Raw genomic sequence first — 24,208 nt, 5'->3', positions numbered from 1 at the left:
GAAGCCCAAATTGAGCGTTCTGGGCGAATCTGCTATTCTGGCGTCCCATCCAGGCCCGGTTTTCTCCACGGCCTTCAGATCACGTTTCGACAGGTTTTCCATGACGCGATATATCTTCGTGACCGGCGGTGTTGTGTCCTCACTCGGCAAGGGCATCGCCTCCGCTTCCCTTGCGGCGATCCTCGAGGCGCGCGGCCTCAAGGTCACCATCCTCAAGCTGGACCCGTACATCAATGTCGACCCCGGCACGATGAGCCCGTTCCAGCACGGCGAGGTGTTCGTCACCGAAGATGGCGCCGAAACCGATCTCGACCTGGGCCACTACGAGCGTTTCATCCGCACCAAGATGACCCAGAGCAACAATTTCACCACCGGGCGCGTCTACGAGCACGTGTTGCGCAAGGAGCGCCGCGGCGATTACCTGGGTGGGACCGTGCAGGTGATTCCGCATATCACCGACGAGATCAAGCGCCGGGTCTATGAGGGTGGAGATGGCTTCGATGTCGCGCTGGTGGAAATCGGCGGCACGGTGGGCGATATCGAATCGCTGCCATTTCTCGAAGCGACGCGTCAGATCCGTAGTGAGAAGGGTGCCAGCCAGGCACTCTTCATGCACCTTACGCTGGTGCCTTATATCAAGACCGCTGGCGAGACCAAGACCAAGCCGACCCAGCACAGCGTCAAGGAGCTGCGTTCCATCGGTATCCAGCCGGATATTCTCATCTGTCGTAGCGAAGTCGAGCTCGAGGAAAGTGAACGGCGCAAGATTGCGCTGTTCACCAACGTCGAGGAGCGCGCCGTGGTGCCGCTGCAGGATGCCGATACCATCTATCGCATTCCGCTGATGCTGCATGAGCATGGCCTGGACGACATCATCTGCGACAAGCTGCGCCTCGAGGCCGACGAAGCCGATCTCGGTGAATGGGTGCACGTCCTGGATGCCAAGCTGAACCCGCTCAAGTCGGTCAACATCGCCATGGTCGGCAAGTACATGGAGCTTCTCGACGCCTACAAGTCGCTCAACGAGGCGTTGATCCATGCCGGCATTCAGGGGCGGGTCAAGGTCAACATCGACTATATCGACTCCGAAGACATCGAGCGTCACGGTACCGAACGCCTCGCCGGCAAGGACGCGATTCTGGTGCCCGGTGGCTTCGGCGAGCGTGGCGTGGAAGGCAAGATCGCCACCGCCCGTTATGCCCGCGAAAATAAAGTGCCGTACTTGGGGATCTGTTTGGGCATGCAGGTGGCGGTCATCGAATATGCGCGCCATGTCGCGGGGTGGGCGGATGCCAACTCCACCGAATTCACCCACGACACGCAGCATCCGGTCGTGGGGCTGATTACCGAATGGGTCACGCCCGAGGGCAAGATCGAGCTGCGCGATGCGGCGTCCGACCTGGGCGGTACCATGCGACTCGGCGGCCAGGTGTGCCACCTCAAACCGGGCACCCGGGCGCACGCGGCCTATGGCCTGGAAGACATCACCGAACGCCATCGCCATCGCTTCGAGGTCAACAACCAGTTCGTCGAGGCCCTGGAAGACGCCGGACTGGTGATTTCCGGCAAGAGCGCCGATCACTCCCTGGTCGAGATGATCGAGCTACCCGATCATCCGTGGTACGTGGCGTGCCAGTTTCATCCGGAGTTCACCTCCACCCCGCGCGATGGGCATCCGCTGTTCTCCGGCTTCATCAATGCCGCGCTGGAGTACAAGGCGGCGGTCGTGCGGGCGCGTGCACAACAGCAGAACTGAGGAAGCACTATGGCCGAGACATCCAAACAAATTGAATTCGCCGGCCTGAGGGCCGGCAATTCATTGCCGCTGACGCTGTTCGGCGGCATGAACGTGCTCGAGTCCCGCGAGATGGCCCTGGAAGTCGCCGAGGCCTATGTCGAGGTGACGCGGCGCCTGGGCATGCCCTATGTGTTCAAGTCGAGTTTCGACAAGGCCAATCGCAGCTCGATCCACTCGTACCGTGGCCCGGGCCTGGAAAAAGGGCTCGAATGGCTGGACGAGATCAAGTCGCGCTTCAACGTGCCGGTGATCACCGACGTACACGAGCCCTGGCAGGCCAAGCCGGTGGCCGAAGTGGCGGATGTCATTCAGTTACCGGCCTTCCTGGCCCGTCAGACCGATTTGGTGGTGGCATTGGCCGAGACCGGCGCGGCTATCAACATCAAGAAGCCGCAGTTCATCGCCCCGCATGAGATGCGTCATATCATTCGCAAGTGCGAGGAAGCGGGTAATTCGCGGCTGATACTCTGCGAACGCGGCTCAAGCTTCGGCTACAACAACCTGGTGGTCGACATGCTGGGCTTCGGGGAAATGAAAAAGACAGGCTACCCGGTCTTCTTCGATGTCACCCATGCACTGCAGCAACCCGGTGGCCGCGCCGACAGCGCCGACGGACGCCGTGCGCAGGTTGCCGAGCTGGCGCGTGCGGGCGTCGCAGTAGGGCTGGCAGGAGTGTTTCTCGAGGCGCATCCCGACCCTGACAATGCCAAGTGCGACGGTCCCTGCGCCTTGCCCCTGAATCGTCTCGAGGGCTTCTTGAGCCAACTCAAGTCGATCGACGACATGGTCAAGGGTTTCGCGCCTCTGGAAATCGACTGAGACACTGACGAATGCGATAGTCGAGTACACGACGAGCGGAGCCGCCCGTAGCGGTCAACGTGACCGCTACCCTCTCGATATGCTGAAACGACCCATCGTTAACACGAGGATGACTCGCAATGGCTGAGATCAAAGATATCCACGCCCTCGAGGTGCTGGACTCCCGCGGCAATCCAACCGTTCAGGCCGATGTAGTGCTGGCGAGTGGCGTGCGTGGCACGGCTTGCGCGCCGAGCGGCGCCTCCACCGGCTCACGCGAGGCGCTTGAGCTGCGCGACGGAGACAAGTCGCGCTACCTGGGCAAGGGCGTACTCAAGGCGGTCGAGGCCGTCAACGGCAAGATTCGCGAGGCCCTGGTGGGTAAAGACGCGCTCGATCAGCGCGGTCTGGATAACGCCATGCTCGAGCTGGATGGCACCGACAATAAAGAAGGTCTCGGCGCCAACGCCATCCTCGCCGTGTCGCTTGCGGCCGCCAAAGCGGCTGCCACCGAGAAGGGCGTGCCACTCTACGCGCACATCGCCGAGCTGTACGGCCAGCCGAGCCAGTTCCGTATGCCGGTGCCGATGATGAATATCCTCAATGGCGGCGAGCATGCCGACAATAACGTCGATATTCAGGAATTCATGATCCAGCCGGTCGGCGCACCCGACTTCCGTGAAGCGCTGCGCATGGGTGCCGAGATCTTCCATACCCTGAAGAAGGTGCTCGCCGCGCGCGGCCTGTCGACCTCGGTGGGCGACGAGGGTGGTTTCGCCCCCAACCTGGCCTCCAATGCCGAGGCGTTGGCAGTGATCCAGGAGGCCGTGGAAAAGGCCGGCTATGCCTTGGGCAAGGACGTGACCCTGGCGCTGGACTGCGCCTCCTCGGAGTTCTACCAGGACGGTCAGTACAACCTCTCGGGCGAGGGTAAGTCCTACGACGCGGCAGGCTTCGTCGACTATCTCGCAGCGCTGTGCGATCAATACCCGATCGTCTCCATCGAGGATGGCATGGACGAGTCCGATTGGGCGGGCTGGAAAGCGCTGACCGATAAGCTGGGCGATAAGGTTCAACTGGTGGGCGACGATTTGTTCGTCACCAACACGCGGATCCTGAAGCGCGGTATCGACGAGCACATCGGTAACTCCATCCTGATCAAGTTCAACCAGATCGGCTCGCTCTCCGAGACGCTGGATGCCATCAAGATGGCGCAGGACGCCGGCTTCACGGCGGTCATCTCGCACCGCAGCGGCGAGACCGAGGACACCACCATCGCCGATCTGGCCGTGGGCACGTCCGCCGGCCAGATCAAGACCGGCTCGCTGTGCCGCAGCGATCGCGTGGCCAAGTACAACCGCTTGCTGGTCATCGAGCAGGCTTTGGGAGCAAAGGCGACCTACCCCGGTCTGGCCGCGATCAAGGGCCAGGGCTGACGCCGGACGCAAAGCGTACGTCTATGATATTCCGGTTGTAGCATCCACGGCGGCCTTAAGGGCCGCCGTGAGTGTTTTTGGAGTAAGCGTTATCTCCATTTATTGTAAGAGATTTCCTACAAAAAATGCCCTCAATATGTGATAAAGCGCGATGATCGACGCGATAGATACGTTTTCTACTGTCTTATCTTTTTGTTTTTAAAGATAATTTTATGTTTTCCGATGTCTGCCTTCAGAACGGAGGCAGCCAAATGGCCCGCTTGTCGCGACGATAAGGTTTGGTAACAATGCAATGGCACAGGATGAGCAAAGGCATTGCTTACCTGGAGGCAGATTGGGATGCAGCAAGGTGCGCCTGTCGTGGAGGGAGCCCATGGCAGGCATGGAGCGCACCTCGGGAGTCGAGCGGAGGGAGCCGCTCAGGGATGAATGGGATGCAGCGGCCTTCGGGCCGCTTTTTTTTGTCTTGCCGTTGCCTATCGACCCAAAAAAGCCGGCCTCGTCGAAAGGCCGGCGTTGTGTAGCGCGCCGAGGACGTTGGCAATCAGTGTCAGCGTTCGAGGTATTGCCGCTTGTCGGCGCTGCCGTCCCACTGCTCCGCTTCCGGGAGAGGATCCTTCTTCTCGCTGATGTTGGGCCAAACCTCGGAAAGCTCGGCATTCAGCTCGGTAAAGTCCTTCTGATCCTCCGGAAGCTCATCCTCCGAATATATCGCCTCGGCCGGACATTCGGGCTCGCACAGCGCGCAGTCGATACACTCGTCGGGGTGAATCACCAGGAAGTTGGGCCCTTCGTAGAAGCAGTCCACGGGACAGACTTCGACGCAGTCGGTGTATTTGCAGCGAATGCAGTTTTCGGTGACGACGAATGTCATGAGGATCTCCTGAATCTCGGTCGCGGCAGCGCCAAGCGTGACAGTACGGTTATAAACGGGCGGCGATTTATAATGGCATATTCTAATGGCGCCACATTTTAGTCGCGCCCCTGGCGCGTGGGCAAGCGGGCGCCATAAACGTTTTGGAATGGCCTCATAGCCAAACGCACCTTCAGCATTGTTCACGCCACTCATAGAGCAAGGCCATGGCCTGGCGTGGGGAAAGGTCATCAAGGTCGAGCTTTTCCAGGGCCTCGACGACCGGGTGCGGCGCACTGGCGAAAAGGTCTGCTTGTTGCGGTTTAGGCGTCTCGCCCTCGTGCATCCCGCCACGAGTGCTGGCTTGATGGACTTCTTGTTGCTCCAGGGTGGCGAGCTTCTCGCGTGCTCGTGCCACCACGCGAGGCGGCACACCAGCGAGCTGCGCGACTTGCAGGCCGTAGCTCTGGCTTGCGGGCCCTTCCTCGACACGGTGCATGAAGACGATGCCGTCCTGATGCTCGGCGGCCGTCAGATGCACATTGGCCACGCCGTCGTAGGGTTCCGTCAGGGCGGTCATCTCGAAGTAGTGCGTGGCAAAGAGCGTGAACGCGCGCCGCTCGACCAGGTGTTCGGCGCTGGCCCAGGCCAGCGAGAGACCGTCGAAGGTGCTGGTGCCGCGACCGATCTCGTCCATCAGTACCAGGCTGTGCTCGGTGGCGTTATGCAGGATGGTCGCGGTTTCGGTCATCTCCACCATGAAGGTCGAGCGTCCGCCGGCCAGATCGTCACTGGAGCCGATACGTGTGAAGATGCGGTCCACGGGGCCGATTTCGGCATCGTCGGCGGGCACGCAACTGCCCGTATGCGCGAGCAGCGCAATCAAGGCCGCTTGGCGCATGTAGGTCGACTTCCCGCCCATGTTGGGCCCGGTGATGACCAGCAAGCGTCGCGTTTCGTCGAGCATTAGGTCGTTGGGCACGAACGGGTGGTCGCTGACGTGCTCGACCACGGGGTGGCGTCCGCCACGAATGCGCAGGCCGGGTTGATCGCTCAGCCGTGGGCGTACGAAATCCAGCGCCAGGGCGCGTTCGGCGAAACATGCCAGGACGTCGAGTGTCGCCAGGGCGCGTGCCGTGCCCTGGAGTGCTTGCAGATCGACGTTGAGCGTTTCCAGCAATCCATCATACAGCAGCTTTTCGCGCGCCAACGCACGCGACTTGGCCGAGAGCGCCTTGTCTTCGAATTCCTTGAGCTCGGGGATGATGAAGCGTTCGGCATTTTTCAGCGTCTGGCGACGAATATATTCGGCCGGGGCCTCGCGGGCCTGAGCGCGCGGAATCTCGATGAAGTAACCGTGGACGCGGTTATAGCCGACCTTGAGGCTGGCCAGACCGGTGCGTTCGCGCTCGCGAGTCTCGAGCTCGACCAGGTAGTCGCCGGCATGCTCGGCCAGGCCACGGTATTCGTCGAGTTCCTCGTCGAAACCTGTGGCAATTACGCCGCCGTCGCGGATCACCACGGGCGGGTTGTCCATCAGGGCACGGGTCAGCGTCTCGGCCAGTTCGGGATACGGCCGGATATGGCGCTTGAGCTCGTCGATGGCGGTGCCGTCGCCGAGCTCAGCGAGATCGCGCTCCAGCGCAGGTAGAGCATTGAGCGCATCGCGCAGGCGTGCCAGGTCACGCGGCCGAGCGCTGTAGAGGGCCACTCGGGCGAGGATGCGCTCGATGTCACCGATTGCCTTGAGCGGCTCGCGCAGGGCAGCATAACGGTCGTCGTCGATGAGACACTGTACCGCTGCCTGACGCGCCTGGACTTGGGTGGTATCGCGCAGCGGCCGGTTTAGCCAGCGCTTCAACTGACGCGAGCCCATGGCCGTAGCGGTGGTGTCCAACACGCTGGCCAGCGTATTCTCGAAGCCGCCGCCGAGGTTGATGTCGATCTCGAGGTTGCGACGACTGGCGGCATCGATCACCACCGCCTCGTCGCGGGTCTCCACGGCGATCCCGGTGACGTGGGGAAGGCGCGAGCGCTGGGTGTCGCGGGCGTAGTCGATGAGCACGCCAGCGGCGGTCAGTGCAGTGGTGAGATGGGCGCAGCCGAAGCCGCGCAAGTCGGCGACGCCGAATTGATCGCACAGCAAGCGCTGCGCGCTCTCTAGATCGAACAGCCAGTCGCCCTGGCGGCGAAAGCCAGGGCGCTCGGCGAGCGCAGGTGGCAGCGAGAGACTCTCTGCGGCGAGCAGTTCGGCGGGGTCGAGGCGCTGGATCTCGGACAGCAGATCGCTCTCGCCATCGACTTCGAGCACGCTGAAATGGCCGCTTGAAAGCTCTAGCCAGGCTAGGCCCCAGCGCTCGCCGTGAGAATGCACGGCAAGCACGAGATTGTCGCGACGCGCGTCGAGCAAGGCTTCGTCGTGCAGGGTACCGGGCGTGACGATGCGCACGACCTGGCGGTCCACGGGGCCCTTGGCCGTGCTGGGGTCGCTCATCTGCTCGCAGATGGCCACCGATTCTCCGGATTTGACCAGCCGCGCCAGATAGCCTTCGGCACTATGATACGGCACACCGGCCATGGGAATCGGCTTGCCCGCCGATTGGCCACGTTGGGTCAGGGTAATATCGAGCAATTTTGCGGCGCGCTTGGCGTCGTCATAAAACAGCTCGTAGAAATCGCCCATGCGGTAGAAGAGCAGCACCTCGGGATGCTCACGCTTGATCTTCAGGTACTGGACCATCATCGGGGTATGCTGGGCAGAGGCCTGGCTCATGCGAATCCTTGTCGTGCTGGTGGCTGATGTTGCCAAGTGGGATAAGGCGACGCCGTGCTGGATGCGCCTGCAAACGTTCGCCAAAGCCTCTATTCTACGCATTCGGGTGGGCGGCGTCAGTGGCATGCCGCTTGAGATGGCAACCGGGAGACACGACATGGCGGTGACGCTGACAACATGGCAGGCCTATTCGCTCGAGGCATTGGCCGAGCGCCTGGGGCGTGCCTGTCTCGCGGCGAATGCCAGCGTGACGGTGGCGGAGTCCTGCACCGGTGGTGGCGTGGCCAGTGCGATTACCGACATCGCCGGTAGCTCTGCGTATTTCGAGACCGGCTACGTGACCTATGCCAATGGTGCCAAGCAGCGCCTACTGGGGGTGCGTGACGCAACCCTTGCCGAGCACGGAGCGGTCAGTGCCGAAACCGTGGGTGAGATGGTGGCGGGCGCATGTCGCGACAGTGGTGCCACGCTGGGTGTGGCGATCAGCGGGGTCGCGGGCCCCGGTGGTGGCAGCGCCGCCAAGCCCGTGGGCACGGTATGTTTCGCCTGGGGCGACGTGCGAGCGCAAGAGAGCGAGTGCCATCATCTGCCGGGCACGCGTGACGTCGTACGTGGACAAGCGGTACGCGTGGCGCTGATCGGCTTGATCGACAGGCTTGAGAAAAGGGTATCGCCAGCGTGATATCGGGTAAGAAACAGAGGTAGGCGGAGAGGAATTTTTTCGTCATACTACTGTCTAGTCATACAGTGTTTTGCGGTCGGCGACGACATGCGTCAGCGCCACCGTACGAGCTTCGACGTCCTTCGATAGGAGACCTTCATGGCACAGGACGACAACCGTTCCAAGGCGCTCAACGCAGCGCTTTCCCAGATCGAGCGCCAGTTCGGCAAGGGCGCCGTGATGCGTCTTGGCGATACGCCGCGCGTAGCGACGCCGGCCATATCCACCGGGTCGCTGGGGCTGGATATCGCGCTTGGCGTGGGCGGCTTGCCGCTGGGTCGCGTGGTCGAGATCTTCGGCCCCGAGTCCTCGGGCAAGACCACGATGACGCTATCGGTGATTGCCCAGGCACAGAAGCAAGGCAAGACCTGTGCGTTCATCGATGCCGAGCATGCCCTGGACCCGACGTACGCCGAAAAACTGGGCATCAATCTCGACGATCTGCTGGTCTCGCAGCCGGATACCGGCGAGCAGGCGCTGGAAATCTGCGACATGCTGGTACGTTCCGGCGGTGTCGATGTGATCGTCGTCGACTCTGTGGCGGCGCTTACACCGCGTGCCGAGATCGAAGGCGAAATGGGCGATTCTCACGTCGGTCTGCAGGCCAGGCTGATGTCGCAGGCACTGCGCAAGGTGACCGGCAACATCAAGAACGCCAACTGCATGGTGATGTTCGTCAATCAGATCCGCATGAAGATCGGCGTGATGTTCGGGAGTCCCGAGACCACTACCGGCGGCAATGCGCTGAAGTTCTATTCCAGTGTGCGCCTGGATATCCGCCGGACTGGCTCGGTGAAGCAGGGCGACGAGGTGACCGGCAACGAAACCCGCGTCAAGGTCGTCAAGAACAAGGTGGCGCCGCCGTTCCGCCAGGCCGAGTTCCAGATCCTCTATGGCAAGGGTATCTACCATGCCGGCGAGGTCATCGATCTCGGGGTACAGCAAGGCTTGGTCGACAAGGCGGGTGCCTGGTACAGCTATCAGGGCAGCAAGATCGGTCAAGGCAAGGCCAACGCCGCTCAGTTCCTCGAGGACAACCCGGCGATCATGGACGAGATCGAAGGCGAGATTCGCGCACGATTGCTGTCCGCGCCCAAGGCGGAGGACGACAAGCCGGAGGAAGGCGCGAGCGAAGATAAGGCCGCAGCGACCCAGGACGACGATAGCCTTCTGTAACCATGGATAAGCAAGAGACGACACCTCGCGACGATGCCATCCGCCTGCTGGCGCGTCGCGATTACTCGCGGGCTGAGCTGGTGTCGCGGCTGACGACGCGTGGGCATGAGCGCGCCGATATCGCGTTGGCGCTGGATGGCCTGGCCGAAGAGGGCTTGCAGTCCGATGCGCGTTTCGCCGAGCAGTTCGTGCGTTCGCGTTTGTCCCGTGGCCAAGGGGCAATGAAGATTCGCGCCGAATTGAGTTCGCGTGGTGTCACCGACGAGCTGGTGGGCGAGGCGCTCGAAAGTGAGGCCCCCAATTGGCATCGCCTGGCGTGTGAGGCATTGGCCAAGCGCTTCGACTCACCCGGCCGCGAGCCGCGAGAACGCGCCAAGCGCGAGCGGTTTCTGGCTTCACGTGGGTTCGATTTCGACCAGGTGCGTCATGCCATGGCGCATGCTTGGGATATGGATTATTAGCGCGCATATCATCTTGCGTGTGCCTGCCGCCGGCTTGCTGGCACCTCTTTAGTCCCCCGCCGAACGCGTTATACTAGTGCGCCTTGCGATGGTTCGGGGCGACTCGTTTTCCGTCATTCGCCGACTTTCGCGTTTCTCGCCCACCGCTTGTCCGGTCGGGCCGCGCGTGCCCGCAGCGCCTAACGCACACCGCCACGGAATTTCTATGAAAAGCGCAGACATCAGACAAGCCTTTCTGACGTTCTTCGAGGAGCACGGCCATACCATCGTGCCGTCGAGCTCGCTCGTGCCTGGCAACGATCCGACGTTGCTGTTCACCAATGCCGGCATGGTGCCGTTCAAGGACGTCTTCCTGGGACGCGATCCGCGCCCCTACGTACGTGCCACCTCCCCACAGCGTTGCGTGCGTGCCGGGGGCAAGCACAACGATCTGGATAACGTCGGCTATACCGCGCGCCACCATACGTTCTTCGAGATGCTGGGCAACTTCAGCTTCGGCGATTATTTCAAGCGCGATGCCATTCGCTTCGCCTGGACGTTTCTGACCGAACGGCTGGGTTTGCCTGCCGACAAGCTGTGGGTCACCGTTCACGTTAGCGATGACGAAGCCGAACGCATCTGGAAGGATGAAATCGGCATCGACCCGGCGCGCTTCTCCAAGCTCGACGAGGACAACTTCTGGCAGATGGGCGATACCGGCCCCTGTGGCCCATCCTCGGAGATCTTCTACGATCATGGGCCCGAGGTCGCGGGCGGTCCGCCGGGAAGCCCCGACGAGGATGGCGATCGCTACATCGAGATCTGGAACCTGGTGTTCATGCAGTTCGATCGTGACAGCGGCGGGACGTTGAACCCGCTGCCCAAGCCTTCCATCGATACCGGCATGGGCCTGGAGCGCGTCGCGGCGGTCATGCAGGGCGTGCATTCCAATTACGAGATCGATCTGTTCCGAAATCTGCTCGATGCCGCGGCACAAGCGACGGGCTACGCGGACACCAGCGCCCCGTCGCTGCGCGTGATCGCCGATCATATCCGCTCCTGCGCCTTCTTGATTACCGACGACGTGTTGCCGTCCAACGAAGGGCGCGGTTACGTGCTGCGGCGTATCATTCGTCGTGCCATCCGCCACGGCCACAAGCTGGGTACGCGCGAGCCGTTCTTCCACAAGCTGGTGGCGGCGCTGGATGCCGAGATGGGCGATGCCTATCCGGAGCTGCGCAAGACACGCACCCAGATCGAGAAGGTGCTGCTCAAGGAAGAAGAGCAGTTCGCGCGGACGCTGGATCATGGCATGGGGTTGCTGACGGACGCGCTGGATACGCTCGAGGGCGACGTGCTCCCGGGCGAGACCGTTTTCAAGCTCTACGATACCTATGGCTTTCCGTTCGATCTGACGGCGGATGTCTGTCGCGAGCGTGGTGTGACGCCGGACGAGGTCGGCTTTCAGCGTGAGCTCGAGGCACAACGCGAGCGTGCCCGGGCGGCCAGTCAATTCGGTGCCGATTACACGGCGGCCCTGGAACTCGAAGGCGAAACGGTCTTCACCGGCTATGACTGTTTGGAAGACGAGGCCCGTGTCACCGCCCTGGTGGATAGCGAAGGCAATGCGTTGGCGGCACTCGAGGCCGGCCAGCAGGGCGTCGTGGTGCTGGATCGTACGCCGTTCTATGGCGAATCGGGTGGGCAGGCCGGCGACACCGGTTACTTGAACGCCAATGGCACGCGTTTCCAGGTCAACGACACCCAGAAACAGGGCGGGCATCACCTGCATCATGGCGTGCTCGTCGAGGGCCGGCTCGACGTGGGTGACAGTGTTACCCCCCAGGTCGATGCCAGCCTGCGCGCGGCGACCATGCGCAATCATTCGGCGACGCACCTGTTGCACGAAGCGCTCAAGCAAGTGTTGGGCGAGCATGTACAGCAGAAGGGCTCGCTGGTGACGGCGGAGCGTCTGCGCTTCGACTTCAGCCACTTCGAGGCGATGACTCCGGCGCAGCTCGACGAGGTCGAGCGCATCGTCAATGCGCAGATCCTGGCCAACGCCGACACGCGCACCGAGCAAATGACGCTCGACGAGGCCAAGTCTAAAGGTGCCGCAGCGCTCTTTGAGGCCAAGTACGCCGATAATGTGCGTGTGCTGACCATTGGTGCCGATGACTTTTCCATCGAACTGTGTGGCGGCACGCACGTGGCGCGTAGCGGCGATATCGGTTGTTTCCACATTCTTAGCGAGACCGGGGTCGCTGCGGGCGTGCGCCGCGTCGAGGCCGTCACCGGCGAAGGGGCCCTGACGTATTTCCGCGATCAGGAAGCCAAGGTCACGCGTGTCGCCGAGCAGCTCAAGGCCAAACCCGAGCAGGTGGAGTCACGTCTCGAGGCGACGCTCGAGCGCAATCGCAGCCTGGAGAAGGAGCTCGAGCGGCTCAAGGCCAAGTTGGCGAGTGCTGCGAGTGGCGACATGCTCGCCGAGGTGCGCGAGGTGGCGGGTGTTAAATTGCTCGCCAAGCAGGTCGAGGGCGTCGGTGGCAAGGAGCTGCGCGGCCTGCTCGATCAGCTCAAGAACAAGCTGGGCTCGGGCGTTATCGTGCTGGGCGTGGCCGGTGACGAAAAAGTCAGCCTGATCGCCGGGGTGACCGATGACCTAACCGCGCGCCTCAAGGCCGGCGACCTGGTCAAGCATGTCGCCGAGCAGGTCGGCGGCAAAGGCGGCGGCCGGGCCGACATGGCGCAGGCGGGAGGATCGCGGCCGCAGGCATTGCCTGATGCCTTGGCGAGTGTGCCGAGTTGGGTCGAGGCTCGGCTCGGCGAGTGAGATCGTGAAAAGGGTCGTGCGCATGGCGCCGGCCCTTTTCTTCATTCATGCTTGGGAAAACCACCACGGATAGGCAGCTATGGCGCTATACGTACAGAAGTTCGGGGGGACCTCGGTGGGCTCGGTGGAGCGCATCAAGGCCGTCGCCGAAAAAGTGAAGCGATTCCGCGACGAAGGCCATCAGGTGGTCGTCGTGGTGTCGGCAATGAGCGGGGAAACCAATCGGCTGATCGATCTGGCGAGCCAGATCAATGATGAGCCCACGCCGCGCGAGATGGATATGCTGGTGTCCACCGGCGAGCAGGTCACCAGCTCGCTGCTGGCCATGGCCTTGCATAAGCTGGATGTGGCGGCGACGTCCTATACCGGCGGCCAGGTCGGCATCCAGACCGACAGTGCCTATACCAGGGCGCGTATCCAGCGTATCGAGACCGACGACATTCAGGCCGATCTCGACGACGGTCAGGTCGTGGTCGTGGCCGGATTCCAGGGTGTCGACGACGAGGGCAACATCACCACATTGGGACGCGGCGGTTCGGATACCACCGGCGTGGCTCTAGCGGCGGCACTCAAAGCCGATGAATGCCAGATATACACCGATGTGGACGGCGTTTATACCACCGACCCGCGGGTTTGCTCCAAGGCACAGCGCCTGTCCTCCATCACCGTCGAGGAAATGCTCGAGCTGGCCAGCCTGGGCTCCAAGGTATTGCAGATTCGCGCCGTCGAGTTTGCAGGTAAATACAACGTACCGCTGCGTGTGCTGTCCAGTTTCGAAGACGGCCCCGGTACCCTGATCGTCGCTGAAGAAGAAGAGGCCTCCATGGAAGAACCGCTGATCTCCGGTATTGCCTTCACCTCCAGTGAAGCCAAGCTGACGTTGCTCAACACCCCCGATGTGCCGGGCGTGGCGTCCAAGATCCTGGGGCCCATCGCCGATGCCAACATCGAAATCGACATGATCGTGCAGAACGTGGCCCCGGCCGGTGACTACACCGACTTCACGTTTACCGTGGCCAAGAGCGATTTCAAACAGACTCGCAGCATCCTGCAGGATCAGGTGATCCCGGCGCTGGGCGGTGGTGAACTGCGCGGCGACGAGAATATCGCCAAGGTCTCGCTGGTCGGTGTGGGCATGCGTTCGCATGCCGGGGTAGCGTCCAAGATGTTCCGCGTGCTGGCTGACGAAAACATCAACATTCGCATGGTCTCCACCTCGGAAATCAAGATTTCCGTGGTCATCGACGAGAAGCAGATGGAGCTGGCCGTGCGTGCGTTGCACTCCGCCTTCGGTCTCGATAAAGACAGCATACAAGGCGAATAAGCAAAGAAATTTGGCCTTCCTGGCCCATCGGCTTCTACGCTGAGGGTGGCGTCAGGACGACGCCGGAAGGCCAGATGCGGCCTTCCATTCAGTGCATCCGTGGATGCAAAGCACGTGCCATTGGCTCTCGGGGCCTGTATGGCGCATAATTTGCCCTCGTACTGTCGCTTGGCGGTGCCTGCATCCCGTTGGAAGAAAGCCTGAGAAGGAGATCAGACATGCTCATCCTGACCCGTCGCGTCGGTGAAACACTGATGATCGGCGACGACATCACCGTTACGGTACTAGGAGTGAAAGGCAATCAGGTCCGTATCGGTGTCAATGCGCCCAAGGACGTAGCCGTACATCGCGAAGAGATCTACCAGCGTATTCAGCGCGAGAAGACCGATAGCGAAGACGGCGGTTCAAACGTTTGAAGTGACGCATGCGTGGGACCGTCTGAGCTGGTGAAGTCGTCCCCTTTATCGGCTCGGGCTTTTGGATAAGGCATGCTTTCTGGGGTGAGCAGTTCGGCACGCACGCATTACGGCAAGTGGGCCGTTCGCCAAGCAAACAGTGACGGTATTGGTTGATATCAAAAGATTTTCAATCCGCTCTAGACAAGACCCCAGTATAATCGGTAACATACGCGCCGTGTTGATGAGGGAGAGATGGCCGAGTGGCTGAAGGCGCTCCCCTGCTAAGGGAGTATGGGGTTTATAGCCCCATCGAGGGTTCGAATCCCTCTCTCTCCGCCACTCAACCGGATGCATTGCATCGAAGTATTGCGCCCGTAGCTCAGCTGGATAGAGTACCTGACTACGAATCAGGTGGTCGGAGGTTCGAATCCTCCCGGGCGCACCACTTTGGCTACGTGATTAATTCACGTGATGATGCATATGCGAGAGCCGTTGCTCTCGAAACAACGCGAAACACGGCAGAGCTGGTCGTGCGTTGTGTAGAGCGCCCGTAGCTCAGCTGGATAGAGTACCTGACTACGAATCAGGTGGTCGGAGGTTCGAATCCTCCCGGGCGCACCAAATATCAAGCCCGTCCCTCCGGGGGCGGGCTTTTTCGTCTGTGCCAACGATACCCCTTCCTTGACGGCGAACCCTGTGGTTTGCAGGTAAGCAGTCGTTTCTGGCACGCCTTGCGTGCCATTTTTTCGTCTCGTATTCCTTGATCAATCGCCTGACTTGACGCGGTAGTCGCCCTCGAGCACCTGAGACGCGTGCGTGGCGTCTTGCGCCGGGGCATCCTGGGCACCGTTGCCGCCAGCCGGGCGTGCATGGTCGGCGCGAAACACCTCGGCGCGTTTCTTCATACGGTGGCGCAAGAAGGGCAACATCGCCCAGCCGATGATCAAGAAGAACAGGCCGAGCAGGGTGCCGACGATCATCATGGCGCCGAACAATAACCAAGTGGCGAGCAGCTTGAGCCCGCCAGCGCCCTGTGACGGACGCGCCTGACGCGCCCGCTCTCGCCATTGTTGTGCCGCCTGCCAGGCGGCATTTTGCTGTCGATTAGTCATGTTCCACTCCGGTGACCGTTAGGTCATTGCGCTCGAGGCGAATGTCGATCTCACTATTCTGGGCGTCGTAGCCTTCGATATCTACATGCCCTCTTTCATCGACATCCAATTCGGAAAAGCGTTTCATGCCGGCATTCTGAGCGTTGTCCAGCGCCTGCTGCAGTTCGTCGCTGGTCAGGCTCCAGTCGGGAATGGTGCCCTTGTGGCGTTTCTCGTGCACCAGGCTGCCATCCTCGATAAGCATATCGATATCGAGTTGCCAGCCATCGTCACGCCAGCCTTCCACCTCAAGGCGATTACCGTCATCGATGGCGACTTCATCGTAATGGGTGAAGCCATAGGCGTCGGTGTCGTTGAGCAGTGACTCGAGCTTGCCTGGTGATAGGCTGCCATCATCGGCGAGCGCGGCGGTGGATAGCCCTCCTGTGAGGACCATCGGCATCATCAGCATATGCATCGTCTTCATGATTCACTCCTGGCTTGCGCCTCGAGGTTGGTATGACATACCGCGACTGCGGATAGAGGCACGCTAACGTCGTCTACCTTGCAGTCACCTGAAAACGATGTTCATCTTTCATTCATGTGAACGGGATTTGGGCATGCGCGGCGAACATCATGTCTCCGGCGTGGTAGAGGGTATGGAGTATCTAACTCCCGGGCATTCATGCTGCATTCATGTCGGCTGAGGCAGACTCGTGTCCATGAAACGCTTCAATCGCTGTATCAAAGCGCTGATGCTGGTGGCGGTGGGTATCATGGCCTGCCAGTCGCTGGTTGCGGCCGACGATGACGAATGGCGCTCACTGCACCGCGAGGTGGAAGAAGGGCGTGTGGTGGCGCTGCCCCAGGTGCTCGATTGGCTCGAGCGCCACTATATCGGTCAGGTACTGGAGGTGGAACTCGAGCGCGACGATGGCCTACCACGCTACGAAATCGACATGATCGGCCCGCAGGGCCAGGTAGTGGAATTCGAGTTCGATGCCACGAGCGGGGAAATGATTGGCATCGAAGGGGTCAATATCGAGGGGATGGCACGTCAATGAAGGTGTTGCTGGTCGAGGATGATACCGCGCTGGCAGAGGCGCTCGGCGAAGCGCTCGGAGAAGCGGGGCTGTTGTGGGAGCATGCCGCGACCGGCCACGCGGCCGATTATCTCGTGCGCGTCGAATCCTATAACGCCGTGATACTCGATCTGGGACTTCCCGATGGCGATGGCACGCGCTGGCTTGCGGCCTGGCGCGAGGATGGCATCGACTTGCCGGTATTGGTGCTCACGGCCCGCGAGCGCTGGTCGGACAAGGCGGCAGGCTTTTCTGCCGGCGCCGATGACTACGTCACCAAACCCTTCGAAACCGCCGAGGTGCTGTTTCGTCTGCGTGCCCTGGTGCGACGCAGCCACGGCCATGCCCATCCCATACTCAGGCTGGGCGAGTTGGCGTTGGATACGCATACCGGCAGCGTCACCCTGGCGGGGCGCCCGATTACCTTGACGGCCCAGGAATCGCGGTTGCTGGCGTATCTGCTGCATGCCGCGCCACGCATCGTGAGCCGTATCGAACTCTCCGAGCATGTCTATGATCGCGATCATGAGCCCGACTCCAATGTCATCGACGTGCAGGTTAGTCGCCTACGCCGTAAGCTCGGCAACCAGCGCATCGTGACTTTGCGCGGGCAGGGCTATCGTCTGGTAGCCCCCGAGGATGAGCAATGAGACGACGCCCCTGGCGCCAACGTCTCGCTCGTACTTCGATCCGCGCCCGCTTGCTGATCGCCTCGCTCTTGCTGGTCATGGTGGCGCTACCCTTGGCGGGAACGGGGCTTGCTTATAACTTCCGTGATTCCGTCACCACCGCCTTCGACGACCGTCTCGAGTCGCTGCTCAACGTATTGTTGGCCGGTGTGCAGGTCAATGCTCAAAATCAAGAACTGCACATGACGCGTTCGCTGGGCGATCCCCGGTTCGAGCGTGTCTTTTCGGGATGGTACTGGCAGGTCAGCGACGACGACGGACAAACGCTGACGTCGCGTTCGTTGTGGGATCAACGGCTACCGATCGATAACGCCACGGGAGTGGCTGTGAGCGAAGTCGAGGGCCCGCGGGGCGACATTCTGCGCGTCGTCGAACGTGATATCCGCCTTCCAGGGCATGCCGAGACACTGCATGTCAGTGTGGCGGCGTCACGCGAAGAGCTGGACACCGAAGTGGCGCGCTTCGAGTGGCTGCTGGGGTTGTCGCTGCTGGCGCTGGGCGCCTTGCTGCTCGTCGGGCTGGCCGTGCAGATTCGCTGGGGACTGGCGCCGCTGCGCCGCATGCATACCAACCTGCGTGCGGTTGAATCAGGTGATGCCGATAGCCTCGAGACGCATTTCCTGCCCGACGAGCTAGCTCGCCTGGCACGTGCCATGAACGGTGTGCTGGAGCGTGACAGGCGCCTGATCGAGCGTGGCCGCAACGCCGCCGGCAATCTGGCGCATGCGCTCAAGACCCCGGTCAGTGTGCTCACCACCCTTGCCGAACGCTTCCCCCCCGACACGCGCAACCGCCTGCACGGCGAGCTGGGGCGCATCGATGACGCCGTACGCCATCATCTTGCCCGGGCCTCGGCGGCCGGTGGGGTCGTTCTCGCCGGCAAGGTGGATGCTGCGCAAACCCTGGCGCCGGTGCTCGAGGGGTTGACGCGAATGGGCCAGCGGCGCGGTATCCAGTTGACGCAATCGCTGGCCGATGACCTCAAGGTGCGCATGGAAGCCCAGGATCTGCAGGAACTGGTCGGCAACCTGCTGGAAAATGCGCTGCGTTGGGCCGATAGCCAGGTCACCGTGAGCCTTCATCCGCAGGCGGCAGGCGTCGAATTGTTGATCGAGGACGACGGGCCGGGGATGAGCGAAGAGCAGCGTGACGCCGCCCTGGCGCGCGGCTCTCGCCTCGACGAGCGACGCTCCGGTTCCGGACTGGGCCTGGCCATCGTCGAGGATTTGATGACCTTGTACGGTGGTCGACTGTCGCTGTCACGCGCTTCGCTCGGCGGGCTCGCGGCACGTGTCTGGCTACCCACGTCACCGGTGGCGCCGAGCGGTCTCGAGTCCTGATCGTCACTGACGCGGTTTCAGCGTGCTCCGGAGGGCGCGCGTATTGTGCGCGTGGCGTGCGATTGCGATGATGCCGGCATTCTCCCTTCCAGCAGGAGCAGCGGCGATGGATAAGTACGAACTCAAACGCGAGCAGGCGGCGCGTGCGGCCTGGCTGTCCTATGTGGGAGGGCGCACCCAGGATGAAATCGCCGGCCAGTTGGGCGTCTCGCGCCCCGGTGTGCAGCGCCTGCTGGCATTGGCGCGGCAGGAAGGGCTGGTCAAGGTGCACATCGATCATCCCATTTCCGGATGCATGGCGATGGGCGAGGCGATTCTCACGCATTTCGGGCTGGATTACTGCGACGTGGTACCCAGCGACCCCGATGTGCCGGATAGCAGCCCACGCTTTCTCGCTCAGGCGGGCGCCGAACGTCTGGCCGGGCTTCTCGATCGCCAGCAAGCGCTGACACTATCGCTGGGGACGGGGCGTTCGGTGCGCGCCACGGTGGAGGCCCTGAGCCGCCTGGATCGTTCGCAGCATCGCATCGTTTCGCTGGTGGGCAATGTCGCCCGTGATGGCTCCGCCAACCGCTACGACGGGGTGATGGTCCTGGCCGACAAGACCGGGGCGGAGCGTTTCTTGCTACCGGCGCCGGTGGTCGCTGCCTCGGTGGAAGAAAAAGAAGCGCTGCTGGCTCAGCCGCTCGTGCAGGCGGTGTTTCATATTGCCCGCGAAGCAGAAACCGGGGTCATCGGCATCGGGCGCATCGATCCACGCGCAACCCTGTTCCAGGACCATTTCATCAGTGAAGCCGAACTCAACGAGTTGCTCGAGGCCGGCGCCGTGGGAGAGTTGCTCGGCTGGCCCTTGGATACCCAAGGGCGGCTCATCGATTGTCCTATCACGCGCCGAATCACCAGCTTGCCGTTGTCGGCGCTCGGCGGTCAGCCGTTGATGGGCCTGGCGGGCGGACACGACAAGGGTCCGGCGATTCTGAGCGCCTTGCGGGGTGGTTGGCTCAAAGGGCTAGTGACCGACGAGGCGGCCGCACGCTATATCGTGTCCACATTGGGGGCTGCTTAGGCCAAAGTCTAAGCGTGTGAGGTTTGCTTTTTTTGGCATTGCAAATGATCATTTGAATACTCAATGAGTAGATTGATCAAAACAAATTCAATGATCTTCTCCAAGGAGCTCGCCATGCGCCTTACACATGCATTACCCCTGGCCGGGGCCGCGACATTGGCCTCGTTCGCCGCACACGCTGAAACCATCACCGTGGCCACGGTGAACAACAACGACATGATCATCATGCAGGGCCTGACCGATGAATTCGAAAAGGCCCATCCGGATATCGATCTGGAATGGGTGGTGCTCGAGGAAAACGTGCTGCGTCAGCGCCTGACCACCGACATCGCCACCGACGGCGGTCAGTTCGACGTCATGACCGTCGGTACCTATGAAGTGCCGATCTGGGCCAAGCAGGACTGGCTGGTCGAACTCGACGACCTGCCCGAGAGCTATAACGAGCAGGACCTGCTCAAGCCGATCCGCGACGGCCTGAGCCAGGATGGCTCGCTCTATGCCCTGCCGTTCTACGGCGAGAGTTCGATGATGTATTACCGCACCGATCTCTTCGAAAAAGCCGGCATCGAGATGTCCGATCAACCGACCTGGGATCAGGTTCAAGACTGGGCGAGTCAGATCAACGACCCTGCCAACGACGTTTACGGCATCTGCCTGCGTGGCAAGCCGGGCTGGGGCGAGAACATGGCCTTCGTCTCGACATTGGTGAATACCTTCGGTGGCCGTTGGTTCGACGAGGACTGGCATCCGGAAATCAATTCGCCGGAGTGGAAGGAAGCGGTCAGCTTCTACGTCGATCTGATGAATAACTATGGTCCGCCGGGAGCGACCTCCAACGGCTTCAACGAGAACCAGGCGCTGTTCTCCAGCGGCAAGTGCGGCATGTGGGTCGATGCCACCTCGGCTGCCGGCAAGCTTTATGATCCCGATGAGTCACAGGTGGCTGACAAGCTTGGCTTCGCCCCGGCCCCGATCGCCAAGACGCCGAAAGGCGCCAACTGGTTGTGGTCGTGGACGCTGGCGATTCCCGCCTCTTCGGACTCCAAGGACGCCGCCAAGACCTTCATCACCTGGGCGACCTCGCAAGAGTACATCGAACTGGTCGGTGAGAAAGAAGGCTGGACCAGCGTGCCCCCGGGAACCCGTGAGTCCACTTACGAGAATCCCAAGTATCAAGAAGCCGCGCCGTTCGCCGACTTCGTGCTGAACGCCATCCAGACCGCCGACCCGACCGATTCGACGCTCAAGCCGAGCCCGTATGTCGGTGTGCAGACCGTCAACATTCCCGAGTTCCAGTCGGTGGGTACCCAAGTCGGCCAGATGATCGGCGCCGCTCTGTCCGGCCAGCAGTCGGTCGATGCCGCCCTCGACCAGGCCCAGCGCTCGGTCGAACGTACCATGCGTCAGGCTGGCTACTACGACTAACCAGTAGCATCCCACGTCGGCCGGATCGTCATGATCCGGCCGCATTTCCCGACTCGTTTCCTTCAGTGGGGCACTCCCATGCGCGAGAGAACGTCTGGACGAACCGTCGGCGGTTTCCGCAATCTGTTCCTGCAGGGCCCGGCGGTTACCCTGCTGCTGTTATGGATGCTGGTGCCACTGGGCATGACCCTATGGTTCTCCTTCCAGCGCTATAACCTGATCAATCCCATGATCTCCGGCTTCGCCGGCTGGGATAATTACACCTATTTGCTCACCGACCCGGCCTTGTGGACGGCGATGGGCAACACGCTACTGCTGGTCGGCTGGGTGCTGGCGATCAGCGTGATCGGCGGCACGCTACTGGCGGTACTCTTCCAGCAGGAATTCTTCGGCCGTGGCATCGCGCGTCTGCTGGTGATCGCGCCTTTCTTCGTCATGCCCACCGTCGGTGCGTTGGTGTGGAAGAACATGCTGATGCATCCGGTCAACGGGGTGTTCGCCTGGCTGAGCAATCTGCTGGGACTGCCGGTGATCGACTGGTTCTCGTCGATGCCACTGACATCGATCATCATCATCGTTTCCTGGCAGTGGATGCCCTTTGCGCTGCTGATCCTGCTCACTGCCATCCAGTCACTGGACGACGACCAGGTCGAAGCAGCCCGCATGGACGGCGCCGGGCCATTGGCGATCTTCTGGTTCATCACCCTGCCGCACTTAAAGCGCGCGATCAGCGTGGTGATCATGATCGAGATGATCTTCCTGCTGACTATCTTCGCCGAGATATTCGTCACCACCTCGGGCGGTCCGGGGCTAGCCTCGACCAACCTGGCCTATTTCATCTATATCCGCGCGCTGCTGGATTTCGATGTGGGTGGCGCCTCGGCCGGCGGGGTCATCGCCATCATTCTGGCCAACATCGTGGCGATCTTCTTGATCCGCACCGTGGCCAAGAATCTCGAGACCTGAGGCGAGGAGCACTGCATGAACCCTACGATGACCAAAAAACTGCTGCTCACGCTGCTTGCCTGGGGCATCGCGCTGATCGTGTTCTTCCCGATCTTCTGGATGGTACTGACCGGCTTCAAGACCGAGGGTGAGGCGGTAGCGACACCGCCCAGTCTATTCTTCGAGCCGACCCTGGCAGGTTACAACGAGGTCATGGCGCGCGCCGACTACTTGAAATTCGCCCTGAACAGCATCGTCATTTCGTTCGGCTCGACGCTGTTAGCGTTGATCGTGGCGATTCCCTCGGCGTACTCGATGGCCTTTCTACCGACCAAGCGTACCCAGGGCACGCTGTTGTGGATGCTTTCCACCAAGATGCTGCCACCGGTAGGCGTGCTGATGCCGGTCTACCTGCTGTTCCGCGACATGGGGCTGCTCGACTCGCAGCTCGGGCTGACCATCGTTTATATGCTGATGAACCTGCCGATCGTGGTGTGGATGCTTTACACCTTCTTCAAGGATATTCCCAAGGACATCCTCGAGGCGGGGCGCATGGACGGTGCCGGCACCCTGCAAGAAGTGCTCTATCTGTTGTTGCCGCTGACCCTGCCGGGGATCGCTTCCACCGGGCTATTGTCGGTGATACTGAGCTGGAACGAGGCATTCTGGAGCCTCAACCTGACGACTTCGGATGCTGCCCCACTGACCGCTTTCATCGCCTCCTTCTCGAGCCCCGAAGGTCTGTTCTGGGCCAAGTTGTCCGCCGCCTCGACGCTGGCCATCGCGCCGATCCTGATCTTCGGTTGGATGACCCAGAAACAGATGGTGCGTGGTCTCACCTTCGGCGCCGTCAAATAAGGAATTCGCCATGGCAACGCTACAACTCAATAACATCGTCAAGGATTTCGGCGGCACCCAGGTCATCAAGGGCGTCGATCTCGAGGTCAAGGATCGCGAGTTCGTGGTCTTCGTCGGTCCCTCGGGCTGCGGCAAGTCGACCCTGATGCGGATGATCGCCGGGCTCGAGAGCACCACCAGCGGCGATATCTCAATCGACGGTCAGCGCATCAACGATGTCGGTCCGGCCGATCGCGGCCTGGCGATGGTCTTCCAGAGCTACGCGCTCTACCCGCACATGACTGTCGAGGACAACATGGGCTTCAGTCTGCGCCTGGCCAAGGTGAAAAAGGCCGAGCGTCGCGAGAAGGTGCTCGCCGCTGCACGTATTCTGCAGCTCGAACCCTTGCTCGACCGCAAGCCCCGCGCGCTCTCCGGTGGCCAGCGCCAGCGCGTGGCCATCGGCCGGGCGATCGTACGCAATCCCAGCATCTTCCTGTTCGACGAACCGTTGTCGAATCTCGATGCGGCGCTGCGCGTGCAGATGCGCATCGAGCTGGCGCGGCTGCACGAGGAACTCGACGCGACGATGATCTACGTCACTCACGATCAGATCGAGGCCATGACCATGGCCGACAAGATCGTCGTGTTGCAGGACGGCTTGGTCGAGCAGATTGGCTCGCCGATGGAGCTCTATCACCACCCGTGCAACCGCTTCGTGGCCGGCTTCATCGGCTCACCGAAGATGAACTTCCTCGACGTCGAGGTCCGCGAGGCAAGTAGCGAAGGCATCGATGTGGCGCTGCCTGGCGGTGATTGCCGGGTGCCGGTCGATGGTAGTGGCATCAGCGCCGGCGACACGCTGACGCTGGGCATCCGCCCCGAGCACTTGAAGCTCGATGACGAGGGCCCGCTGACCGGCAAGATCGTGGTCATCGAGCGTCTCGGCGGGGTCACTTCGCTGTATCTCGAGCACGGCGACAGCGAGTGGATTCTGGTTGCCGACGGCGATGTTGCTCACCGGGTGCACGACCAAGTGCGCTTTTCCTTCGACCCAACCTGCGGCCATCTCTTCAAGGGCGATGGCGAGGCGCTGAACCATCTGCATCGCCATCCGTTGGTCGACATCGACCGCAAGCAGAATCGCGTGTCCTCCGCCTCGGACGGCCAATGATGGAGTCGC

General features: G+C 61.6%; 21 protein-coding genes and 3 tRNA genes. 20 read left to right on the top strand and 4 right to left on the bottom strand.

From position 1 onward, the window contains the following. Positions 1 to 100: 100 nt before the first annotated feature. From OP494_RS11520 to eno, 3 genes are all read left to right on the top strand, one after another. The gene (locus OP494_RS11520) at positions 101 to 1,756 is read left to right on the top strand and encodes a CTP synthase (RefSeq protein WP_280540901.1); all 1,656 of its coding nucleotides are present in this window, start codon (positions 101 to 103) and stop codon (positions 1,754 to 1,756) included. Between the two features lie 9 nt (positions 1,757 to 1,765). After that, the gene (kdsA, locus tag OP494_RS11515) at positions 1,766 to 2,617 is read left to right on the top strand and encodes a 3-deoxy-8-phosphooctulonate synthase (RefSeq protein WP_280540899.1); all 852 of its coding nucleotides are present in this window, start codon (positions 1,766 to 1,768) and stop codon (positions 2,615 to 2,617) included. Between the two features lie 119 nt (positions 2,618 to 2,736). Continuing rightward, the gene (gene eno, locus OP494_RS11510; protein ID WP_280540897.1) at positions 2,737 to 4,032 is read left to right on the top strand and encodes a phosphopyruvate hydratase; all 1,296 of its coding nucleotides are present in this window, start codon (positions 2,737 to 2,739) and stop codon (positions 4,030 to 4,032) included. A 550-nt stretch (positions 4,033 to 4,582) separates the two neighbouring features. On the opposite strand, the gene fdxA is transcribed toward eno, so the two are convergent. Further along, positions 4,583 to 4,906, bottom strand: a complete 324-nt coding sequence (gene fdxA / locus OP494_RS11505) for a ferredoxin FdxA (RefSeq protein WP_280540895.1) — start codon at positions 4,904 to 4,906, stop codon at positions 4,583 to 4,585. Positions 4,907 to 5,078: 172 nt separating this feature from the next. Continuing rightward, on the bottom strand, positions 5,079 to 7,658 hold the full coding sequence (gene mutS, locus OP494_RS11500; protein ID WP_280540893.1) for a DNA mismatch repair protein MutS: 2,580 nt from the start codon (positions 7,656 to 7,658) through the stop codon (positions 5,079 to 5,081). Positions 7,659 to 7,815: 157 nt separating this feature from the next. Here mutS and OP494_RS11495 point away from each other — a divergent pair, with 157 nt between their 5' ends. The 9 genes from OP494_RS11495 to OP494_RS11455 all read left to right on the top strand — a co-directional run bounded on the left by OP494_RS11495 (position 7,816) and on the right by OP494_RS11455 (position 15,171). Further along, a complete protein-coding gene (locus OP494_RS11495; protein WP_280541061.1) occupies positions 7,816 to 8,340 on the top strand; it encodes a CinA family protein in 525 nt (174 codons plus the stop codon). A 138-nt stretch (positions 8,341 to 8,478) separates the two neighbouring features. After that, on the top strand, positions 8,479 to 9,555 hold the full coding sequence (recA, locus tag OP494_RS11490) for a recombinase RecA (RefSeq protein WP_280540891.1): 1,077 nt from the start codon (positions 8,479 to 8,481) through the stop codon (positions 9,553 to 9,555). Positions 9,556 to 9,557: 2 nt separating this feature from the next. Then, positions 9,558 to 10,016 (top strand): regulatory protein RecX, encoded by a 459-nt coding sequence (locus OP494_RS11485; protein ID WP_040239629.1) that lies wholly within the window; start codon positions 9,558 to 9,560, stop codon positions 10,014 to 10,016. Between the two features lie 205 nt (positions 10,017 to 10,221). Continuing rightward, positions 10,222 to 12,828, top strand: a complete 2,607-nt coding sequence (gene alaS, locus OP494_RS11480; RefSeq protein ID WP_280540890.1) for an alanine--tRNA ligase — start codon at positions 10,222 to 10,224, stop codon at positions 12,826 to 12,828. A gap of 79 nt (positions 12,829 to 12,907) precedes the next feature. Then, positions 12,908 to 14,152, top strand: a complete 1,245-nt coding sequence (locus tag OP494_RS11475) for an aspartate kinase (protein ID WP_075370051.1) — start codon at positions 12,908 to 12,910, stop codon at positions 14,150 to 14,152. 218 nt (positions 14,153 to 14,370) lie between these two features. Then, positions 14,371 to 14,568: a carbon storage regulator CsrA gene (gene csrA, locus OP494_RS11470; protein ID WP_040239634.1), complete on the top strand. Its 198-nt coding sequence runs from the start codon at positions 14,371 to 14,373 to the stop codon at positions 14,566 to 14,568. A 228-nt stretch (positions 14,569 to 14,796) separates the two neighbouring features. Then, positions 14,797 to 14,889 (top strand) — tRNA-Ser (locus tag OP494_RS11465). Positions 14,890 to 14,918: 29 nt separating this feature from the next. Beyond that, a tRNA-Arg gene (locus OP494_RS11460) sits at positions 14,919 to 14,995 on the top strand. Positions 14,996 to 15,094: 99 nt separating this feature from the next. Next, a tRNA-Arg gene (locus tag OP494_RS11455) sits at positions 15,095 to 15,171 on the top strand. A 143-nt stretch (positions 15,172 to 15,314) separates the two neighbouring features. Here the strand turns inward: OP494_RS11455 and OP494_RS11450 are convergent. Further along, the gene (locus tag OP494_RS11450; RefSeq protein ID WP_246941210.1) at positions 15,315 to 15,662 is read right to left on the bottom strand and encodes a hypothetical protein; all 348 of its coding nucleotides are present in this window, start codon (positions 15,660 to 15,662) and stop codon (positions 15,315 to 15,317) included. Further along, positions 15,655 to 16,128 (bottom strand): PepSY domain-containing protein, encoded by a 474-nt coding sequence (locus OP494_RS11445; protein ID WP_246941212.1) that lies wholly within the window; start codon positions 16,126 to 16,128, stop codon positions 15,655 to 15,657. Before OP494_RS11445 ends, OP494_RS11450 begins: the two co-directional genes overlap by 8 nt. A gap of 235 nt (positions 16,129 to 16,363) precedes the next feature. Between OP494_RS11445 and OP494_RS11440 the strand changes: the two genes are divergently transcribed. From OP494_RS11440 to ugpC, 8 genes are all read left to right on the top strand, one after another. Further along, positions 16,364 to 16,705 (top strand): PepSY domain-containing protein, encoded by a 342-nt coding sequence (locus OP494_RS11440; protein ID WP_280540884.1) that lies wholly within the window; start codon positions 16,364 to 16,366, stop codon positions 16,703 to 16,705. After that, positions 16,702 to 17,373 carry a response regulator transcription factor gene (locus tag OP494_RS11435; RefSeq protein ID WP_280540882.1) on the top strand — a complete coding sequence of 224 codons (672 nt, stop codon included), beginning with the start codon at positions 16,702 to 16,704 and terminating at the stop codon, positions 17,371 to 17,373. Before OP494_RS11440 ends, OP494_RS11435 begins: the two co-directional genes overlap by 4 nt. Then, a complete protein-coding gene (locus OP494_RS11430) occupies positions 17,370 to 18,752 on the top strand; it encodes a sensor histidine kinase (RefSeq protein WP_280540880.1) in 1,383 nt (460 codons plus the stop codon). Before OP494_RS11435 ends, OP494_RS11430 begins: the two co-directional genes overlap by 4 nt. Positions 18,753 to 18,858: 106 nt before the next feature. Further along, complete coding sequence (locus OP494_RS11425) at positions 18,859 to 19,818, top strand: sugar-binding transcriptional regulator (RefSeq protein ID WP_280540878.1); 960 nt, start codon at positions 18,859 to 18,861, stop codon at positions 19,816 to 19,818. Between the two features lie 114 nt (positions 19,819 to 19,932). Continuing rightward, a complete protein-coding gene (locus OP494_RS11420) occupies positions 19,933 to 21,243 on the top strand; it encodes a sugar ABC transporter substrate-binding protein (protein ID WP_280540876.1) in 1,311 nt (436 codons plus the stop codon). Between the two features lie 78 nt (positions 21,244 to 21,321). Continuing rightward, positions 21,322 to 22,209 (top strand): sugar ABC transporter permease, encoded by an 888-nt coding sequence (locus tag OP494_RS11415; RefSeq protein WP_040239646.1) that lies wholly within the window; start codon positions 21,322 to 21,324, stop codon positions 22,207 to 22,209. A 15-nt stretch (positions 22,210 to 22,224) separates the two neighbouring features. Beyond that, the gene (locus OP494_RS11410) at positions 22,225 to 23,046 is read left to right on the top strand and encodes a carbohydrate ABC transporter permease (RefSeq protein WP_280540875.1); all 822 of its coding nucleotides are present in this window, start codon (positions 22,225 to 22,227) and stop codon (positions 23,044 to 23,046) included. Between the two features lie 10 nt (positions 23,047 to 23,056). Beyond that, the gene (gene ugpC / locus OP494_RS11405; protein WP_280540873.1) at positions 23,057 to 24,199 is read left to right on the top strand and encodes a sn-glycerol-3-phosphate ABC transporter ATP-binding protein UgpC; all 1,143 of its coding nucleotides are present in this window, start codon (positions 23,057 to 23,059) and stop codon (positions 24,197 to 24,199) included. Positions 24,200 to 24,208 lie beyond the last annotated feature (9 nt).

The organism is Chromohalobacter sp. 11-W (assembly GCF_029889905.1).
Taxonomy (GTDB): Bacteria; Pseudomonadota; Gammaproteobacteria; order Pseudomonadales; family Halomonadaceae; genus Chromohalobacter.
This window is presented reverse-complemented; position numbering and strand designations above follow the sequence as displayed.

Excerpts from the sequence above, each read along its gene's own strand:
- OP494_RS11520 (WP_280540901.1), top strand. The coding sequence starts at position 101 with ATGACGCGATATATCTTCGTGACCGGCGGTGTTGTGTCCTCACTCGGC.
- kdsA (WP_280540899.1), top strand. The coding sequence starts at position 1,766 with ATGGCCGAGACATCCAAACAAATTGAATTCGCCGGCCTGAGGGCCGGC.
- eno (WP_280540897.1), top strand. The coding sequence starts at position 2,737 with ATGGCTGAGATCAAAGATATCCACGCCCTCGAGGTGCTGGACTCCCGC.
- fdxA (WP_280540895.1), bottom strand. The coding sequence starts at position 4,906 with ATGACATTCGTCGTCACCGAAAACTGCATTCGCTGCAAATACACCGAC.
- mutS (WP_280540893.1), bottom strand. The coding sequence starts at position 7,658 with ATGAGCCAGGCCTCTGCCCAGCATACCCCGATGATGGTCCAGTACCTG.
- OP494_RS11495 (WP_280541061.1), top strand. The coding sequence starts at position 7,816 with ATGGCGGTGACGCTGACAACATGGCAGGCCTATTCGCTCGAGGCATTG.
- recA (WP_280540891.1), top strand. The coding sequence starts at position 8,479 with ATGGCACAGGACGACAACCGTTCCAAGGCGCTCAACGCAGCGCTTTCC.
- OP494_RS11485 (WP_040239629.1), top strand. The coding sequence starts at position 9,558 with ATGGATAAGCAAGAGACGACACCTCGCGACGATGCCATCCGCCTGCTG.
- alaS (WP_280540890.1), top strand. The coding sequence starts at position 10,222 with ATGAAAAGCGCAGACATCAGACAAGCCTTTCTGACGTTCTTCGAGGAG.
- OP494_RS11475 (WP_075370051.1), top strand. The coding sequence starts at position 12,908 with ATGGCGCTATACGTACAGAAGTTCGGGGGGACCTCGGTGGGCTCGGTG.
- csrA (WP_040239634.1), top strand. The coding sequence starts at position 14,371 with ATGCTCATCCTGACCCGTCGCGTCGGTGAAACACTGATGATCGGCGAC.
- OP494_RS11450 (WP_246941210.1), bottom strand. The coding sequence starts at position 15,662 with ATGACTAATCGACAGCAAAATGCCGCCTGGCAGGCGGCACAACAATGG.
- OP494_RS11445 (WP_246941212.1), bottom strand. The coding sequence starts at position 16,128 with ATGAAGACGATGCATATGCTGATGATGCCGATGGTCCTCACAGGAGGG.
- OP494_RS11440 (WP_280540884.1), top strand. The coding sequence starts at position 16,364 with ATGAAACGCTTCAATCGCTGTATCAAAGCGCTGATGCTGGTGGCGGTG.
- OP494_RS11435 (WP_280540882.1), top strand. The coding sequence starts at position 16,702 with ATGAAGGTGTTGCTGGTCGAGGATGATACCGCGCTGGCAGAGGCGCTC.
- OP494_RS11430 (WP_280540880.1), top strand. The coding sequence starts at position 17,370 with ATGAGACGACGCCCCTGGCGCCAACGTCTCGCTCGTACTTCGATCCGC.
- OP494_RS11425 (WP_280540878.1), top strand. The coding sequence starts at position 18,859 with ATGGATAAGTACGAACTCAAACGCGAGCAGGCGGCGCGTGCGGCCTGG.
- OP494_RS11420 (WP_280540876.1), top strand. The coding sequence starts at position 19,933 with ATGCGCCTTACACATGCATTACCCCTGGCCGGGGCCGCGACATTGGCC.
- OP494_RS11415 (WP_040239646.1), top strand. The coding sequence starts at position 21,322 with ATGCGCGAGAGAACGTCTGGACGAACCGTCGGCGGTTTCCGCAATCTG.
- OP494_RS11410 (WP_280540875.1), top strand. The coding sequence starts at position 22,225 with ATGAACCCTACGATGACCAAAAAACTGCTGCTCACGCTGCTTGCCTGG.
- ugpC (WP_280540873.1), top strand. The coding sequence starts at position 23,057 with ATGGCAACGCTACAACTCAATAACATCGTCAAGGATTTCGGCGGCACC.